This is a genomic window from Pedococcus bigeumensis, from assembly GCF_039531795.1.
GTDB classification, from domain to species: domain Bacteria; phylum Actinomycetota; class Actinomycetes; order Actinomycetales; family Dermatophilaceae; genus Pedococcus; species Pedococcus bigeumensis.
The window spans coordinates 137,560-154,706 of sequence record NZ_BAAAQS010000005.1 but is presented as its reverse complement, the minus strand read 5'-3'; the positions used below and the strand labels follow the sequence as shown (position 1 = coordinate 154,706).

Annotated in this window: 14 protein-coding genes, 2 tRNA genes and 1 pseudogene; 9 read left to right on the top strand and 8 right to left on the bottom strand. The window is 71.8% G+C overall.

Features of this window, described 5'->3' with window-relative positions; genetic code table 11:
• Positions 1 to 80 precede the first annotated feature (80 nt).
• Genes ABD262_RS16425 through pepN form a run of 3 tightly spaced genes read right to left on the bottom strand, consistent with a single transcriptional unit; the run spans position 81 to position 4,004 of the window.
• Positions 81 to 491, bottom strand: a complete 411-nt coding sequence (locus ABD262_RS16425) for a globin (RefSeq protein ID WP_344138564.1) — start codon at positions 489 to 491, stop codon at positions 81 to 83.
• Complete coding sequence (locus ABD262_RS16420) at positions 488 to 1,447, bottom strand: mechanosensitive ion channel family protein (RefSeq protein ID WP_344138562.1); 960 nt, start codon at positions 1,445 to 1,447, stop codon at positions 488 to 490. The genes ABD262_RS16425 and ABD262_RS16420 overlap by 4 nt, the downstream gene beginning before the upstream one ends.
• On the bottom strand, positions 1,440 to 4,004 hold the full coding sequence (pepN, locus tag ABD262_RS16415) for an aminopeptidase N (protein ID WP_344138561.1): 2,565 nt from the start codon (positions 4,002 to 4,004) through the stop codon (positions 1,440 to 1,442). The genes ABD262_RS16420 and pepN overlap by 8 nt, the downstream gene beginning before the upstream one ends.
• Before the next feature lie 166 nt (positions 4,005 to 4,170).
• On the opposite strand from pepN, the gene ABD262_RS16410 reads away from it, so the two are divergent.
• The 3 genes from ABD262_RS16410 to ABD262_RS16400 all read left to right on the top strand — a co-directional run bounded on the left by ABD262_RS16410 (position 4,171) and on the right by ABD262_RS16400 (position 6,565).
• Positions 4,171 to 4,788 (top strand): mycothiol-dependent nitroreductase Rv2466c family protein, encoded by a 618-nt coding sequence (locus ABD262_RS16410; protein WP_425564918.1) that lies wholly within the window; start codon positions 4,171 to 4,173, stop codon positions 4,786 to 4,788.
• Positions 4,789 to 4,856: 68 nt separating this feature from the next.
• Entirely contained in the window at positions 4,857 to 5,324 is a 468-nt protein-coding gene (locus ABD262_RS16405; protein WP_344138559.1) for a ribose-5-phosphate isomerase, read from the top strand.
• A 185-nt stretch (positions 5,325 to 5,509) separates the two neighbouring features.
• Positions 5,510 to 6,565, top strand: a complete 1,056-nt coding sequence (locus ABD262_RS16400) for a PP2C family protein-serine/threonine phosphatase (protein ID WP_344138557.1) — start codon at positions 5,510 to 5,512, stop codon at positions 6,563 to 6,565.
• Positions 6,566 to 6,584: 19 nt separating this feature from the next.
• Here the strand turns inward: ABD262_RS16400 and ABD262_RS16395 are convergent, their stop codons facing one another.
• On the bottom strand, positions 6,585 to 7,109 hold the full coding sequence (locus ABD262_RS16395; protein ID WP_344138555.1) for a DUF4395 domain-containing protein: 525 nt from the start codon (positions 7,107 to 7,109) through the stop codon (positions 6,585 to 6,587).
• Positions 7,110 to 7,217: 108 nt separating this feature from the next.
• Here ABD262_RS16395 and trmB point away from each other — a divergent pair, with 108 nt between their 5' ends.
• The gene (trmB, locus tag ABD262_RS16390) at positions 7,218 to 7,889 is read left to right on the top strand and encodes a tRNA (guanine(46)-N(7))-methyltransferase TrmB (protein ID WP_344138553.1); all 672 of its coding nucleotides are present in this window, start codon (positions 7,218 to 7,220) and stop codon (positions 7,887 to 7,889) included.
• Between the two features lie 207 nt (positions 7,890 to 8,096).
• Here trmB and ABD262_RS16385 read toward each other — a convergent pair.
• Positions 8,097 to 8,170: transfer RNA gene (locus tag ABD262_RS16385), tRNA-Pro, on the bottom strand.
• Positions 8,171 to 8,259: 89 nt separating this feature from the next.
• On the opposite strand from ABD262_RS16385, the gene ABD262_RS16380 reads away from it, so the two are divergent.
• Positions 8,260 to 8,333, top strand: a tRNA-Gly gene (locus ABD262_RS16380).
• Positions 8,334 to 8,389: 56 nt separating this feature from the next.
• Here the strand turns inward: ABD262_RS16380 and ABD262_RS16375 are convergent.
• Both ABD262_RS16375 and ABD262_RS19640 read right to left on the bottom strand, forming a co-directional pair.
• Positions 8,390 to 9,847, bottom strand: a complete 1,458-nt coding sequence (locus tag ABD262_RS16375; protein ID WP_344138551.1) for a dihydrolipoyl dehydrogenase family protein — start codon at positions 9,845 to 9,847, stop codon at positions 8,390 to 8,392.
• A gap of 329 nt (positions 9,848 to 10,176) precedes the next feature.
• A pseudogene (locus ABD262_RS19640) lies at positions 10,177 to 11,193 on the bottom strand (CARDB domain-containing protein); the annotation flags it as partial.
• A 748-nt stretch (positions 11,194 to 11,941) separates the two neighbouring features.
• On the opposite strand from ABD262_RS19640, the gene tig reads away from it, so the two are divergent.
• Together tig and ABD262_RS16350 are read left to right on the top strand one after the other, a co-directional pair.
• Complete coding sequence (gene tig / locus ABD262_RS16355) at positions 11,942 to 13,300, top strand: trigger factor (RefSeq protein ID WP_344138543.1); 1,359 nt, start codon at positions 11,942 to 11,944, stop codon at positions 13,298 to 13,300.
• Between the two features lie 112 nt (positions 13,301 to 13,412).
• Positions 13,413 to 13,910 (top strand): hypothetical protein, encoded by a 498-nt coding sequence (locus ABD262_RS16350; RefSeq protein WP_344138541.1) that lies wholly within the window; start codon positions 13,413 to 13,415, stop codon positions 13,908 to 13,910.
• Between the two features lie 76 nt (positions 13,911 to 13,986).
• Here ABD262_RS16350 and ABD262_RS16345 read toward each other — a convergent pair whose 3' ends face one another.
• The gene (locus ABD262_RS16345) at positions 13,987 to 15,075 is read right to left on the bottom strand and encodes a LacI family DNA-binding transcriptional regulator (RefSeq protein WP_344138539.1); all 1,089 of its coding nucleotides are present in this window, start codon (positions 15,073 to 15,075) and stop codon (positions 13,987 to 13,989) included.
• Between the two features lie 70 nt (positions 15,076 to 15,145).
• Here ABD262_RS16345 and ABD262_RS16340 point away from each other — a divergent pair, with 70 nt between their 5' ends.
• Positions 15,146 to 16,384, top strand: a complete 1,239-nt coding sequence (locus tag ABD262_RS16340) for an MFS transporter (RefSeq protein WP_344138537.1) — start codon at positions 15,146 to 15,148, stop codon at positions 16,382 to 16,384.
• Positions 16,385 to 16,507: 123 nt separating this feature from the next.
• On the top strand, positions 16,508 to 17,143 hold the full coding sequence (locus tag ABD262_RS16335) for an ATP-dependent Clp protease proteolytic subunit (RefSeq protein ID WP_344138535.1): 636 nt from the start codon (positions 16,508 to 16,510) through the stop codon (positions 17,141 to 17,143).
• Positions 17,144 to 17,147: the final 4 nt, after the last annotated feature.

Genomic DNA, 17,147 nt, shown 5'->3' with positions numbered 1-17,147 from the left:
CACCGGGTATGCCGCGTGGCCGGCCCCGCGGCGCCGACCGCCGCGACGTCGTCGTCGGTCAGTCGTCGGTCAGTCGTCGGTCAGTCGTCATCGAGCGAGTTCACCATCGAGTGGGCGGCGCGCTCGAGGTAGTCGCGCAGCAGCAGGTCGTTGGCCGGCGGCAGGTCGAGGGTGTCGACCGCGGCCATGATGTGGTGCAGCCAGCGGTCGCGCTGGGCCGGTGTCACCTTGAACGGGTGGTGCCGCATCCGCAGCCGGGGGTGGCCGCGCTGGTCCGAGTACGTCGTGGGGCCACCCCAGTACTGCTCGAGGAACATCCGGAAGCGCTCCTCGGCCGGGCCGAGGTCCTCCTCGGGGTAGAGCGCGCGCAGCGGCGGGTCGGTGGCCACCCCCCGGTAGAACTCGTGGACCAGCTTGCGGAACGTCTCGTGTCCGCCGACCTGGTCGTAGAAGCTGCCGAACTGCTCCCCGCCGGGGGGCTGTGCACTCATCGGGAACCTGCTGCCGGGCCGAAGGGCGTCATGATCGGTGCCGTCACGCCGTGTTCGTCGAAGGCGGCCTTGACCCGTTCGCGGATCTCGCGCGAGACGCCGTACTGCTGCTCGGGTGCGGTCTTGGCGATCACGCGGATCGTCACGACCGACCCGGTCATCGACTCGACCCCGACGACCTGCGGCTCCTCCAGGAGCTTGTCGGCCCAGTCGGGGCTCTCGTCGAGCTCGTGGACCACGGTGCGGATCAACGGGATCACCTTGTCCAGGTTCTCGGAGTAGGCCACCGGGATGTCGACCATCGCGGTCGACCAGCCCTGGCTCTTGTTGCCGATCCGGACGATCTCACCGTTGCGGATGTACCAGACGACGCCCTGGCCGTCGCGCAGCCGGGTGACCCGGAGCGAGACCTCCTCGACGGTGCCGATGGCCTCGCCGGTGTCGATGACGTCACCGACGCCGTACTGGTCCTCGAGGATCATGAAGATGCCCGAGAGGAAGTCCTTGACGAGGCTCTGGGCGCCGAAACCGAGCGCCACGCCGCCGACCCCGGCCGTGGCCAGCACCGGTCCGAGGTTGATGCCCACCGTGGTCAGGATCGTCAGGATCGTGACCATGACGACCAGGAAGGTGACCATGCTCCGCAGCAGGGAGCCCATCGTGAGGGTGCGCTGCCGGTGCCGTTCGTGCGCCGAGCCGGTGGCCTGGGCGAGGACGCGCCCCGCTCGGCTGGTCTCGCCCAGCCGTCGGGCATCCGACCGCGCGAGGGTCGAGGAGACCACCCGGCCGATCGACCGCAACGCCAGCCAGCGCAGGATGACGGCCGCCAGCACGGTGATGACGATGCTCAACGGCTTGCCGATGAACCACTCCCACGCCGAGTGGGGCGTCACCTCGAGCAGGGCGTGCAGGCTGAGCCCGTCGAGGCTGAGTCCGTCGTAAGGAGCCTCAGGCATCGGCATCACGCTGCTGGGCGCGCAGGGCTCGCGCGATCGGGTCGCGGTTCTCGGTGACCAGGCGGCGTAGCGCGGCGGGCGCATCGGGGTGGGCGGTCAGCCACGCCTCGGTGGCGTCGTGCAGGCGCTGGTCGGCCAGGACCGTGGGGTAGAAGCCGCGCACCAGGATCTCGATGATGGCGTGTGAGCCCTTGCTCTCCACGGTGTCGAGCATCGCGTGGTACTTCTCGACGTACGGCTCCAGGAGGGCGTTGTCGTGCACGGTCGCGAAGCCGGCGGCGACCGACTCGAGGACCGAGTTGGGCAGTCCGGACTCCTCCACGCCGCGCCGCCAGGCCTCGGCCTTGGCCTCCGCGGTCGGGAAGGACGCGCGGGCCTGCTCGGAGTGCTCGCGCCCGGTCGCCGTGTTGTCCCGCGCCAGCTCGGCGTCGATGTCGGCTGCGGTCGCCTCCCCACACGCCGCGAGGGTGGTGAGCAGCCGCCAGCGCATGTCGGTGTCGACGGCGAGGCCGTCCAGGACCTGCGTCCCGTCGAGCAGGCCGCGCAGGTATGCCGCGTCGTCGCCACCGCGCTGGTGCGCGGCATACGCACCGACCAGCTGGAGCTGGGCGTCGCTGCCGGGCTCGGCCGCGACGGCCACGGCGCGCAGGTCACGCGCGGCGCTCGCGAGCGCCGCGTCGCGGTGGGCCGGTGCGACGTAGAGGTGCAGTGCCGTCTGCAGCTGGCCGAGCAGCACCCGCAGGAGGGTGGAGTCGGTCTCGCCGGGCAGGGAGGCGAGGACGAGCGCGGCGAAGTCGCGGGCCGACATCTCGGCGTCCCGGGTCATGTCCCAGGCCGCCCCGAGGACGAGGGCCCGGGGCAGGCTGTCCTGGAAGCCACGGGGGTGGGCCAGGGCCGTCGCGAGCGACCGCTCGTCGAGCCGGATCTTGGCGTAGGCGAGGTCGTCGTCGTTGACGAGGAGCAGGTCCGGGGCAGGCCGGCCGATGAGCTGGGGCAGGTCGGTGGACTCCCCGTCCACGTCGAGCTCGAACCGGTCGGTGCGGACCAGCCGCTCGCCCCCGCCGTCACTGCCGTCGACGTCGTAGAGGCCCACTGCGAGCCGGTGCGGTCGCAGCGTCTCGAAACCCTCCGCGAAGGTCTGCACGATGCGCGCCGAGGAGACGAGCCCCTGGTCGTCGGTCTCGACCTCGGGGTGCAGCGTGTTGACGCCGGCCGTCTCCAGCCACAGCTTCGACCACGACCCCAGGTCGCGGCCGGAGGTGGCCTCCAGCTCGCGCAGCAGGTCCTCGAGCCTGGTGTTGCCCCAGGCGTGCTTGGCGAAGTAGGCACGCAGGCCGGCGGTGAACGGCTCACGGCCGACGTAGGCGACGAGCTGCTTGAGGACGGACGCGCCCTTGGCGTAGGTGATCCCGTCGAAGTTGACCTCGACGTCCTGCAGGTCGCGGATCGGCGCGACGATCGGGTGGGTCGAGGACAGCTGGTCCTGGCGGTAGGCCCAGGCCTTCTCGGAGGTGCCGAAGGTGGTCCAGGCGCTGGTCCACTCGGTCGCCTCGGCCTGGCAGGTGGTGGAGGCCCACTCGGCGAACGACTCGTTGAGCCACAGGTCGTTCCACCACTTCATCGTCACGAGGTTGCCGAACCACATGTGGGCCAGCTCGTGGAGCAGGGTGAGCGCGCGCCGCTCGACCAGGGCCTCGGTGACCTTCGAGCGGAAGACGTAGATCTCGCTGACCGTGACCGCGCCGGCGTTCTCCATCGCGCCCATGTTGTACTCCGGCGTGAAGAGCTGGTCGTACTTCTCGAACGGGTACTCGCAGTCGAACTCCTCCTCGAAGAAGGCGAAGCCGAGCTTGGTGCAGGCGAAGATGTTGTCGGCGTCCAGGTGCTCCAGCAGCGACTGGCGGCAGAAGATGCCCAGGGGCACCGTGCCGCGACGGGTCTGCACCTCGTCACGCACCACGGCGTACGGGCCGGCGATGAGCGCGGTGATGTAGCAGGACATCCGCGGGGTGGTGCCGAAGGCCCAGGTGGCCACACCGTCGCGCACCGGCGTCGGCTCGGGCGTGGGGGAGTTGGACACGACCTGCCAGTGGTCGGGGGCAGTCACGGTGAACGCGAAGGTCGCCTTGAGGTCGGGCTGCTCGAAGACCGCGAACATCCTGCGGCAGTCAGCCACCTCGAACTGCGAGTAGAGGTAGACCTCGCCGTCGACCGGGTCGGTGAACCGGTGCAGCCCCTCGCCGGTGTTCATGTACGCCGCGGTGGCGTCGACGGTCAGCGTGTTGCGCTCCGCCGTGGCCGGGACCCTGACGCGCACCCCGTCGAAGTGGCTGGCGGGGTCGAGCGGCTCGCCGTTCAGCGTGATTGCCTCCACGGAGGGGGCGATCAGGTCGACGAAGGTCTCGGTGCCCGGCTCGGCGCTGGTGAAGGTCACCGTGGTCGTGCTCCGGAACGTGGTGTCCGACGTGGTGAGGTCGAGGGTGACGTCGTAGTGGTCGACGGAGACGACGGCGGCGCGGGCGGTGGCCTCGTCGCGGGTCAGGTTCATGCCAGGCAACGGGAGCTCCTGCACGTAGTTGGGTGACAGCGTTGGTGGGTGACGGCGTCGGGGAGCGACAGCGGTCGATGTTTTCGGCGGCCATCCTCGCACGGCTGGGAGGTGGGAGGACCCACCGCTGCGGTGGCCGCCGGGGGCCGGTGGCAGGATTGGGCGTGTGACTGCCATTCCTGTGTCCGAGACCCGTACGTCCGCCGAGTTCTGGTTTGACCCCGTGTGTCCGTGGGCGTGGATGACCTCCCGCTGGATGATGGAGGTCGAGGAGGTCCGTCCCGTCGACGTGACCTGGTCGGTGATGAGCCTGGCCGTCCTCAACGAGGGTCGCGACCTCCCCGACAACTACCGCCAGATGATGGACCGGGCCTGGGGCCCGGTGCGGGTCATCATCGCTGCGGCGCGCGACCACGGCGACAAGGTCGTCAAGCCGCTCTACGACGCCATGGGCACGCGCATCCACCTCGGTGGGGAGAAGGACTACGCCAAGGTCATCGGCCCGGCGCTGGAGGAGGTCGGCCTCCCGTGGGAGCTCGCCGACGCAGCCGGCTCCGACGCCCACGACGCGGAGCTGCGCGCGAGCCACCAGCGGGCCCTCGACCTGGTCGGCGACGACGTGGGCACGCCGGTCGTCGCGGTGGACGGCGAGGCCTTCTTCGGCCCGGTCGTGTCGCCTGCCCCCAAGGGCGAGGCTGCCGGTCGGCTCTGGGACGGGTGCGTCCTCGTGGCCGGGACCCCCGGGTTCTACGAGTTCAAGCGGTCCCGCACCGTCGGCCCCATCTTCGACTGACCACAGGTGCGGGTTCGCAGCGTCCTAGGATCGCTGCCAGCGACGGAATCTCGACGGAGGAGCACCAGATGCGCGTCCACATCGGCGGCGACCACGCGGCATACGAGCTGCTCGGGGAGCTGGTCTCGTTCCTCGAGGCCGAGGGCCACGAGGTGACCAACCACGGCCCGCACACCCTCGACCCCGAGGACGACTACCCCGTCTTCGTGCTGCGGGCGGCGGAGGCTGTCGCCGCCGACCCCGGTTCGCTGGGGGTCGTGCTCGGCGGCTCGGGCAACGGCGAGCAGATGGCGGCCAACAAGGTCGCGGGTATCCGTGCCGCGCTGTGCTACAACACCGAGCTCGCCAGCCTCGCCCGCGAGCACAACAACGCCCAGGTCATCTCGATCGGTGGGCGGATGAACACCGTCGACGAGGCCAAGGCGATGGTGGCGACATTCCTCGCCACGCCGTTCTCCGAGGCGCCGAGGCACCAGCGCCGCATCGACATGGTCAGCGCCTACGAGGCATCGGGCACGCTTCCGCCCAGACCCTGACCCGGCCGGCTGGCGCGCCGCCTGATCTGCTCGCATCGTGCGCGTCAGGACCGACCTCCCACTACGCTGGCGGCGGGTCGATAGGGGTCGGCCCGCCCCCAGACGTTGAGGTGCCTCGCACCCTGCCTTGCCGAAGGAACTTCACAGTGGCTGTCGAGAGGACTCATCTCGCTCGACGCTCCGTCATGTCCCGGGTGCAGCGTGGCCGGTCCAAGTTCGTCCGGTGGGGCCAGCCGGCCACGGCGGCGGCCATCATCGTCGTGAACACGGTGCTCTGCTGGACGATGGCCGTCTGGCCCGACAACGTCCCGTTCTCGGCGTACATCCCGGTCGCCGTCCTCGCCGGGCTGTTCCTCACCCCCAGGGTCCTGGCCGGCGTCGACGTCGCGATCCTCATCGCCGGGGCGTACACCGTCGTCGACAAGAACTCCCCGCCGGCCCTGCTCGGCGCGTATGCCGTCCTGGTGGTCGTCATGGTCATCATGTTCTGGGTGGCGGCGTCGCGGGCCCGCCTGGGGGTGCAGGGCAACCTGGGGGAGTCGATGCTCGTCGACCTGCGCGACCGGCTGCGCACCCAGGGCGAGCTGCCCGAGCTCCCCAGCGGGTGGGGTGCGGAGCTGTCCGTCCTGTCCGCCTACGGCGACTCCTTCTCGGGCGACTTCCTGGTCACCAGCCGCCACGACGACATCCTCGAGCTGGCCCTGGTCGACGTCTCCGGCAAGGGCATCGCCGCCGGCACCCGGTCGCTGCTGCTGTCCGGCGCGTTCGGGGGGCTGCTCGGTTCGCTGCCCTACGAGACCTTCCTGCCGGCCGCCAACTCCTACCTGCTCCGCCAGGCGTGGGACGAGGGCTTCGCGACCGCGGCGCACGCCATGATCGACCTGAGCACGGGGGAGTACAGCCTGGGGTCGGCCGGGCACCCCCCGGGCGTCCGCTTCTCGGCCGGCTCGGGTCGGTGGGAGGTGCTCGAGGGCGACGAGGGACCGGTGCTCGGCGTGACCGAGGGCCTGGCCTTCCCCCGCATCCGGGGGCAGCTCAGCCGTGGTGACGCGCTCCTGCTCTACACCGACGGCGTCATCGAGGTCCGCAACCGTGACCTGCGCGACGGCATCGACCGCATGCTCGGCACGGCGGAGCGGATGATCGGCAAGGGCTTCGAGGGCATGGCCGCGAAGGTGTGCACCGCAGCGCGGGCGGGCGAGACCGACGACCGCGCGGCCGTCCTCGTCTGGCGTCGCTGAGCCCAGCGCCTGCGGCCGGTCAGGCTCCGGACCGCGCGGGTGCTCCCGTGCTGGCCGCACGGCGCTGGGCGGCCCGACGGGTGAGGTCGGCGCACTCGAGGCAGACCGACTCGGGGATCAGGCCGAGGCGCATCAGCCAGCCGAAGACGATGCAGCCCACGCAGATCCCGGCGAGTGACTCCAGCGCCGGGAAGACCACCATGACGGCGCCGATGACGACGACCGGCACGGTGGTCCCGGTCAGCCACAGGACCGTGCCGGCGAGGGTGAACACGCCGCCGACGGCCGCGGCGAAGCGCTTCGGCGGCCCGGCCGTGTAGCGGGGCGCAGCCGACACCCGGGGTCGGAGCCAGCGGTTGACGAGGATCGCCACCGGGCTGGCCGACGGTCCCCAGCCCGCCCGAAGCACGAAGTCAGCCGCGAGCACGGCATACAGCCACCACTGGTGGGCGGCCAGGGCGACGACGGCCAGCACGAGGACGACCCCGGCGATGAGGCGGACGGTGACGTCGTCGACGATGTTGGGGAACCGGGAGATGCGCATGGCAACATTATGGGTTACATAAGCACTGGTTATCCAACTGGGTCGCAGGGCAAGACGACCTGCCCGGGGCGCGTGTCCTCCGACTGCCCCGCCTCGTAGGCTGGGGCGATGGAGACGCAGGGGCGGGTGCGGTCCTACAACGCCCGCCGTGGACGGCTCTCGGCGCTGACCGTCGAGCGGATGGAGACCCTCGCTCCCCGGCACGCCATCCCGGCGGACGGGCCCCTCGTGCCCGAGCAGGCGTTCGGCCGGACGGCGCCCGTCGTCCTCGAGATCGGCTGCGGTCACGGTGCGGCGGCGCTCGCCTACGCCGCCGCCCACCCGGGGCACGACCTGGTCGCGGTCGACGTCTTCACGCCCGCCCTCGCCCGGATGCTCGCCGAGGCGGAGCGCCAGGGCCTGGGCAACATCTGGATGCACCAGGGCGACGCGGTGCTCCTGCTGGCCGACCGGGTGCACCCGTGCTCGCTCGCCGCGGTGCACGTCTTCTTCCCCGACCCGTGGCCCAAGGCCAAGCACGCCAAGCGTCGCTTCGTCTCGCGACAGAACCTCGACCTCGTGGCCGACCGGCTCGCCCCCGGGGGCCACCTCCTGCTCGCGACCGACCACGACGGGTATGCCGCCCACGTGCGGTCCGAGCTCGCCGCGCACGGTGGGTTCGACGTCACCGAGGGGGAGCGCCCGCCCTGGCGGCCCACGGACGGTTTCGAGGCCAAGGGGCTCGCCGCCGGTCGTCGGGTCAGCGAGTTCCGGGCCGTTCCGGCCAGCTCGTCGGGGTAGCCGGACCCGCCGTCGCGTCCGGGCTCCTTCGTCGCCCGTGCGCTCCGGCTCCCCGCATCCGTCAACCCCGCCAACAGCCTGCGCAAGCTTGGCTGTTCGTCGGGGTAGCCGGACCCGCCGTCGCGTCCGGGCTCCTTCGTCGCCCGTGCGCTCCGGCTCCCGGCATCCGTCAACCCCGCCAACAGCCTGCGCAAGCTTGGCTGTTCGTCGGGGTAGCCGGATTTGAACCGGCGACCTTCCGCTCCCAAAGCGGACGCGCTACCAACCTGCGCCATACCCCGTGCACCGTGTGCCGATTTCAGGTCACATGATCGCGGGCATTAGGCTAACGCCTCGGATCAGCCGCCCCTTCGGGGGTCTGCCGGTCCACGCGGGTGTAGCTCAATGGTAGAGCCCTAGTCTTCCAAACTAGCTACGCGAGTTCGATTCTCGTCACCCGCTCCACCGCGAGGGCCCGCACCGACATCCGGTGCGGGCCCTCGTCACTCTGCAGGGGTGCGTCAGACGCCGTACTCCTCCAGCAGGCGCAGCCAGATCTCGCTCATCGTCGGGTAGGACGGGACGGCGTGCCAGAGCGTGGTGAGCGGCACCTTGCCGACGATCGCGACGGTGGCGGCGTGGACCAGCTCCGCGACGTCCTGGCCGACGAAGGTCGCCCCGACGATGACGCCGGCGTCCTCGTCGACGACGATCCTCGCCTGGCCCTGGTAGCCCTCCGCCTGCAGGCCTGCGCCGGCCGCGGAGTCCATCGGCAGGTCGACCACCCTGACCGCGATGCCGCGCTCGCGGGCCTCCGCCTCGGTGAGCCCGGCCGCGGCGACCTCGGGGTCGGTGAAGACCACCTGCGGCGACCCGGCCCCGACCGCCCACGGGACGGTGGTCAGCGGGTCCGGCTCACGGCCGGCGGCCCGTGCCCCCAGCAGGTCGCCGACCGCTCGGGCCTGGTACTTGCCCATGTGCGTCAGGAGGGCCAGCCCGTTGACGTCGCCGACGGCATACAGCCAGGGCTTGTCGGGCGAGACCCCCTCGACCTCCATCCGCTCGGTGACCCGGACGTACCCGGCGTCGTCGAGCTTGCCGCCGGCGTCCTCGACCCCGAGCCCGTCCGTGGCCGGTGCGCGCCCCACGGCCACGAGCAGCTCGTCCGCGGTGACGCTGGTGCCGTCGGACAGCTCGACCGTCACCTCGCCCGTGGGGCCCAGCCGGGAGACCGACTCGGCCCGGGTGCCCAGGCGGACGTCGACGCCGTCGCGCTCGAGGGCCGCCGCGACCGCCTCCCCCGCGAACTCCTCGTTGCGGCCCAGGAGCCCGTCGGCCAGCTCGACGATGGTGACCTTCGACCCGATCGCCGCGTAGACCTGGGCCAGCTCGCAGGCGACCACCCCACCGCCGAGGACCGCCAGGCGGTCGGGGATCCGCCGGCTCGTGGTGGCCTCCCGGTTCGTCCACGGGTTGGCCTCCCGCAGCCCCGGGATCGGAGGCATCGCCGGAGCGGTGCCGGTCGCGAGGACCACGGCCCGGCGGGCCCGGTACGGCTTGCCGTCGACCTCGATAGCGAGCTCACCGGTCAGCCGGGCCTCCCCCCGAAGGAGGGTGATGCCGACGTGGTCGAGCCAGCTGACCTGCCCGCTGTCGTCGAAGGCGTCGCTCGTGCCGATCCGGTTGACCCACGAGTCCCGGCGCGCCAGCACCCCCTGGGGGTCGACGTGCGCCCCCTCGGAGCCCTGCACCCGCTGGGAGGCGCGCGTGGCGTGGATCGGGCGGAGCAAGGCCTTGCTCGGGGAGCACGCGTAGAAGCTGCACTCGCCACCCACGAGGTGCTTCTCCACGATCGCCACCGTGAGGCCGGCCTTGTGGGCCCGGTCCGCGGCGTTCTCACCCACCGGGCCGGCGCCGATGACGATGACGTCCCACTCCGGAGGAAGGTCGGGCGTGCTGGGCTGGTTGTCTGGGGCCATGACCTCAACGTAGACGGAGCGCCTACGGCCTGCGCGAGGAGCGGCCGGGGACGGCGAGCCGCCCGGGTCAGCAGCAACCCGGCCAGCAGCAGGGCGAACCCCAGCGCGGTCGCGGGCCCGACGTCCACCCCCGTGACAGCGAGGCCGTCGGGACAGGTGGGGCACGGGTCGAGGGTGGGCGGTTGCGGATGATGCGGCGGGTTGGGCGTCGCGGGCGCCGGGTTCGGGCTCGCGGGCGGCGCCGGCTCCTGGAGCCGGGCGACGGACAGCTCCGTCGAGTCCCGGTCGTTCGCGGCCACCCGGTCGTTCGACGACGTGACCACGCTGGCGGTGTTGGTCAGGGACGTGCCGCCTGCCGCCCGGAGCACCGTCGCGGTCACGAGGATCTCGGCCGACCTCCCGGCCGGGAGGTCGTCGAGTCGGCAGGTGACCTTGCGACCGGAGACCGAGCAGCGCCCGCGATCGACCCGCGGGGTGCCCGACACCCGCAGACCGGCAGGAAGGCGATCGGTGACGACGACCGCGCGGGCGGTCGACGGCCCGGCGTTGGAGACCACGAGCGTGTAGGCGACGTCGTCGCCCACCTCGGCCCTCGAGCTCGAAGCCCGCTTCACCAGGCTGACGTCCGTGTCGACGACGACCCGGCTCGTCACGGTGTCGGCGTTGTCGGCCTCGTTCGGGTCGCGGGTGGGGGAGGAGACCGACGCCGTGCTGGTCAGGGTGCCTCTCGCCCCTCCCGCGACGGTCGCGGTGATGGTGATGGAGGCCGTTCGTCCGTCACCGAGGGAGCCGAGGGTGCAGTCGACCGTGCTGTCGGCGCCAATCGGAGCGCAGGTGCCCCTGGTGGTGGCCACCCGCGCGCCGAGCAGTTGCTCGTCGAGGAGGTCCGTGACGGTCACGCCGGTCGCGGCGTCCGGACCACGGTTGTGCACCGTCACCGTGTAGGTCACCTTCTCGCCGGCGACGGGAGCCCGCGGGCGGACCGACTTCACCAGGGTCAGGTCGGCGGTCGGGCCGGTCGACGACGTCACGATGGCGGTGTTGTCGGCGGACTCGGGGTCAGGCGTCGGGCTCTGGACCGTCGCGGTGTTGGAGATGGCGCCGGTGAAGTCCTCGTCGAGGAGCGCGGTCACCACGACCCGGACAGGAGGGTCGGCGGGGTCGACGGCCCCCAGGGAGCAGGCCACGGTGTTGTCGGCGCCCACGGGCGCGCACGTGCCGGCGGTCGTCGTGACCGTTGCCCCGCTGAGGGCCACGTCGAGCACGTCCTGCACCCTGACGTCGGTGGCCGTCGCCGGGCCCTCGTTGTCGACGGTCAGCGTGTAGGTGACGACCGAGCCCGGCACCAGCACCTGCGGCGAGACGGTCTTGGCAATGGAGAGGTCCGCGGCGGGCTCGGCCGCGGGCGGGTCGGCAGGGGCGGCGGGGGCAGCCGCGTCCGCGGGGGCAGCCGCGTCGGCGCGGGCGGCAGCGTGCGCGGGGCCGACGACCGCGACGGCCGTGGTCGCGGCGAGGAACAGCGCCAGCACAGCCCGCAGGGGCGCCGCCACACGACGCGGTGGCGAGTCCTGGACCGACGGCACAGCGAGAACCCCTCTTCGTCCACTCGACGCGCGCCTGGTGGTCGCGCCGAACAGCGGCCGCCGTTGGCCGTCCGGCACATGCTAGGTGCGGGGTGCGAATGCGCCAACGGACCGTCGTACCAGCCGGGCCCACTGCCTACCAACGGATGGCAAAGAGCCTCAACACGCAGGTTCGGCGAGGCTGTTCGCACCGGTGCTCAGGGCGGCTCCCGGGCGAGCCCCCGCCCGCGCCCCGTAGGGTGCCCGGCCGGCGACGACCTCCCGGGCGCTCGGGGCGGGCCACGGGGGTGACCCCACGCGGCATATTCCTGAGGCTGGTGTGCCGCCGGTTCGGAGCGTGGGCGCGCAGCGGCTACCATGAGGTTTTGGCCCGGTCGCCGCCTGTCACAGCCGGCGCAGCGGGCCTTCACATTGCCCCACCGCGAGGTGACCGGCGGTGCCCTGCGCCGCATGCACCACGCCACCGCACCACGCCCCGCACCACACCCCCACGACCTTGGAGTATCCCGCAGTGAAGAGTGCCGTCGAGACCCTGAACCCGACCCGGGTCAAGCTGACCGTCGAGGTGCCGTTCGAGGAGCTCAAGCCGAGCCTCGACGCCGCCTACGCCACCATCGGCTCGCAGATCCAGGTGCCCGGTTTCCGCAAGGGCAAGGTCCCCTCGCGCATCATCGACCAGCGGGTCGGCCGCGGTGCGGTCCTGCAGGAGGCCGTCAACGAGGCCCTGCCGCAGTTCTACGGCCAGGCCGTCGAGGAGAACAAGGTCCGTCCCATCGGGCAGCCCGAGGTCGACGTGACCGAGGTGCCGGCCGAGGACGGCCAGGACCTCAAGTTCACCGTCGAGGTCGACGTGCGCCCCGAGCTCGAGCTCCCCGACGACTTCAGCGGCATCACGGTCGAGGTCGACGAGGCCAAGGCGTCGCCCGAGGACGTCGAGGCGCGGCTCATCGCGCTGCAGGAGCGCTTCGGCACCCTCAAGGGCGTCGACCGCACCGTCGAGAACGGCGACTTCGTCTCGATCGACCTCAAGGCCAGCATCGGCGACGAGGAGATCGACTCGGTCACCGGCGTCTCCTACGAGGTCGGCTCGGGCAACATGCTCGACGGGCTCGACGAGGCGCTCGCCGGCATGGCCGCCGAGGAGACCAAGTCCTTCACCGCGCCGCTGGCCGGCGGAGACCGTGAGGGCGAGGACGCCGACGTGGTCGTGACCGTGCAGTCAGTCAAGGTGCGTGAGCTCCCCGCGCTGGACGACGACTTCGCCCAGCTGGCGTCGGAGTTCGACACCCTCAAGGAGCTGCGCGAGGACGTCACCAAGCAGGCCGACCAGGCCGCGAAGTTCGAGCAGGGCGTCCAGGCCCGCGACAAGGTCCTCGAGCACCTGCTCGAGACCATCGAGATCCCCGTCCCGGACGGTGTCGTCGAGGCCGAGGTCAACCAGCACCTCGAGGGCGAGAACCGCCTCGAGGACGACGAGCACCGCGCTGAGGTCGACGCCAACACGCGCAAGGCGCTCAAGGCGCAGTTCCTGCTCGACGCCATCGCCGAGAAGACCGAGGTCAAGGTCGAGCAGCCCGAGCTGATCGAGTACCTCGTGATGTCCGCGCAGCAGTACGGCATGGACCCCAACCAGTTCGCCCAGGCGATCGACCAGCAGGGCCAGGTCCCCGCGATGGTCGCCGAGGTGGCCCGTCGCAAGGCCCTCGCCGCCGTCCTCGAGCAGGCCAAGGTCGTCGACACCGCCGGTCAGCCCGTCGACCTCAACGAGGTCACCGCCACCGACGTCGCCTCGCAGCTCTTCGAGGGTGGCTCGGAGCACGACCACGAGGGTCACGACCACGGCGACCACGAGGGTCACGACCACGCCTGACCGACCCAACGAGGTCATCCAGCACCAAACAGTAGGTCGCGTTCCCACCCGGGAACGCGACCTACTGCATTTGGGTGATTTCTCGGGGGGCCACCGCGCCCGACCATGAGGCATGGACGTCACCAGTTTCCACAAGCTGCGGCTCGCGGTGCAGGAGAACGCCACCCCGGCTGACTCCGCCCTGGCCACCCACCTGCGGCACGCGCTGCAGGCCGCCCTGACCGAGAGCCGGCTGTTCGGCGAGGTCGAGCTCGGTCACACCGACGACCCCGACCAGCTGGTGATCGGGGTGTGTCGCTGCGCCGACGGCGTGCTCCCGTGGGAAGCGGGCATGGGCGTGGAGCGGCTCTGGCAGACCGTGGTGGGTGACGCGGCCTGGGAGGCCCACACCGTGTCGTGCACGGACAGCCTGATGGACTTCGAGGGCGCGGTGACCGTCGACGACAAGGGTCGCTACATCACCGTCCACGTCGTGGCCGAGCCGTCCGAGGCGACCAAGGCCGTCCAGGCGGCTCAGGCCGCCGAGGCCGAGCGGGAGGCCGAGCTCGCAGCGCAGGCCGGAGCCGACGAGTCCGCCGGTGCCCAGAGCGTCAGCACCCTTCGCTCCTGACGGCGTCCTGACGGCCGGATGACGGCGTCCTGACGGCCGGACGACGGACGGCTGACCGCCTCAGGTCGGGGCCCGCTCAGCCGACCGGTGCGGTGGTCGTGCCGACGCGCAGGTCGGTGCGCTGCACGGCGTCCGCGGGTCGGTCGCCGTCCAGCAGGCCGCGCAGCATCTCGCCCATCAGCCGTCCCTTCGCCTCGCCGTGCTGGTCGATCGTCGTCAGCGTCCCGGCGAACCACGGCAGCTCAACACCGTCGAACCCGGTGACGCTCAGGTCGCCGGGCACCCGCAGCCCCAGCTCCTCGGCCGCGCGCACCACCCCCATCGCGAGCAGGTCCGACTGCGCCACGACCGCGGTCGGTCGCTGCGCGAGGGGCACGTCCAACAGCAGGCGGGCGGCGATGGCGCCCTGCTCGACGTCGGGGATCGAGGTCTGCACCAGTCCCGACGGCGCGCCGGGCACGCCGCCCGCGTCGCCGAACACGTCGAGGAAGCCGAGCGCGCGGTCGCGGGTGTCGGCGAACTCCGCCGCGGCGACGTCGCCCGGGTCGGCCGGACCGGTCACGGAGTCGTGTCGCAGGGGCATCATCACGTGCGCCACCCGGCGGTGGCCGAGGCCCTCGAGGTGCCGTGCGAGCTCGATCGTGGCTCCGCGGTTGTCCAGGGCGAGGTGGGTGATGCGGGGGTCGGCGGGGGAGCCGTCGCCGAGCATCGGTATGCCGCGAGCGGCCAGGTGGTCGACCGCCGGGTTCGTGTCGGGCCCGCAGAGGGAGAACACCACCGCGTCGAGCGCGGTGGCGGACAGCTGGGTGATGGCCCGCTCCGGGGTGCCTGCAGGCTGGGCGATCAGCAGCATCCCCGCGGGGATCTCGTCGAGCACCTGAGACAGCCCGTCGAGGACGCTCACGGCGAAGGGGTCGCGGAAGGCGTGCAGCAGCCGGCCCTCGACCACCACCCCGACCACGCCCGAGCGCCCCTGCCGCAGCGACGACGCAAGGGGGTCCGGTCCGGCATACCCGAGCTCCTCGGCGGCGGCGAGCACGCGCGCGACGGTCTCGGGGGCCACCGGTCCCTTGCCGCTGAAGGCGAGCGAGGCCGTCGAGGTGGAGACACCCGCAGCCTGGGCCACCGCGCGCAGGGTGGGCCGAGGTTGACGGGGACGGCTCATGGGCGACACACTATCGAATCGATTCGACCGCGAGAACACGTCGCGCTGCACCCCGCCCCAGAGAGCCGTAGTGAGCCAGCCCGCAGCCCCCGCAACGTCGCCCGCCAGCACCCTCGACACCGCCCGGGTGGTGCAGGCCCGCAACGCCGTCTTCGTCGTCTTCGCACTCGCCGGCATCGCCTTCTCGTCCTTCGCGTCGCGCATCGCGGACAGCAAGGCGGCCCTGGGGCTCTCGGCCGGCGAGCTGGGGCTGACCCTCTTCGCCGCCTCCGTGGGCTCGGTGCTCACCCTCCCGTTCGCCGGGCGGGTCGCCGACCGGATCGGCGCTGCCCGGGCGGTCGTCGTGGGGGTCCTGGTGGCCGCCGTCGGGCTGACCGGCATCGGGGTCGCCGTGGACGTCGCCGGGTCGCGGCCCCTGATGGCCGTCTTCCTCTTCTTCCTGGGCATCGGGGTCGGCCTCTGGGACGTCGCGATGAACCTCGAGGGCGCCGCCGTGGAGCGGCTGCTCGGCCGGACCGTCATGCCGCACTTCCACGCAGCGTTCTCCGGAGGCACCGTGGCGGCAGCGCTCGTGGGAGCGCTGATGTCGTGGTCCGGGGTGACCCTGGTGCCCCACCTGGTCGGCGCCGCGGTCGTGACCGTGCTAGTCGCCGCGTGGGGGCTGCGGTCGTTCCTGCCGCGCGAGGTCGAGGTCGACACCGACGCGGCGGGAGCCGTCGACGACGCCACGGCGGTCGCGCCCCGGTCGGCCTGGCTCGAGCCGCGCACCCTGATGATCGGCCTCGTCGTCCTCGCCGCCGCCTTCACCGAGGGCATCGCGAACGACTGGATCGCGGTCGGCTTCGTCGAGGGTCACGACCTGCCCAACTGGGCCGGGGTGCTGGCCTTCGCCGTCTTCCTGTCCTTCATGACCCTGGGCCGGGTCCTCGGCACCCGGATGCTCGACCGGCACGGACGGGTGCCGGTGCTGCGGGCCACCTTCGCGATGGCCGCTCTCGGGTCGGTGCTGGTGATCTTCGGCAACGCGCCGGTGGCCTACCTGGGTGCGGCGATCTGGGGGGTCGGTGCGTCGCTGGGCTTCCCGGTCGGGATCTCCGCCTCCGCCGACGACCCCGCGCGGGCCGGTGCCCGGATGTCGGTGGTGGCCACGATCGGCTACACCGCCTTCATCGCGGGCCCACCGCTGCTGGGCTTCCTCGGCGACCACTTCACCGTGCTGCGCTCGCTCATGGTGGTCACGGTCATCGTGGCGCTCGCCATGCTCGTCATCCCCGCCACCCGCGAGTCGGCCGAGCGGCCTGCTGACTGAGCCGCGTCCCCGGTGCACCTTGAGTCCTGTGCGCTCAGGGCGAACATCGAGCGGATCGGGGACTTCTCCCCACCATGACCGCGTTAGGGTCACTGACAGGCAAGGACCTCAAGTGATGGAGACATGGTGAACGAGATTGTCGGCGCGGGCGAGGGCCCGCAGGGTGGTCTGGACGACCACATCTACAACCGTCTGCTCAAGGAGCGGATCATCTTCCTCGGCTCCGACGTGCGCGACGACAACGCGAACGCGATCTGCGCCCAGCTGCTGCTGCTCGCTGCGGAGGACCCCAGCAAGGACATCTGGCTCTACATCAACAGCCCCGGTGGCTCCATCTCCGCGGGCATGGCCATCTACGACACGATGAAGTGGATCCCCAACGACGTCGCGACCGTGGCGATGGGCATGGCGGCCTCGATGGGCCAGTTCCTGCTCTCCGCGGGCACGAAGGGCAAGCGCTACGCCACGCCCCACGCCCGCGTGATGATGCACCAGCCCTCGGGTGGCATCGGCGGCACGGCCTCGGACATCAAGATCCAGGCCGAGCAGATGCTCTACGTGAAGAAGCAGATGGCCGAGCTGATCGCCGAGCACACCGGCCAGAGCAAGGAACAGATCGAGAAGGACTCCGACCGCGACCGCTGGTTCAGCGCCGAGGAGGCCAAGGAGTACGGCTTCGTCGACCACGTGTTCAGCAGCGCCGCCCAGGCCGGTGGCCGCAGCGGCAGCGACGACAACCCGGTCACCGGGGACAAGTGAGGGA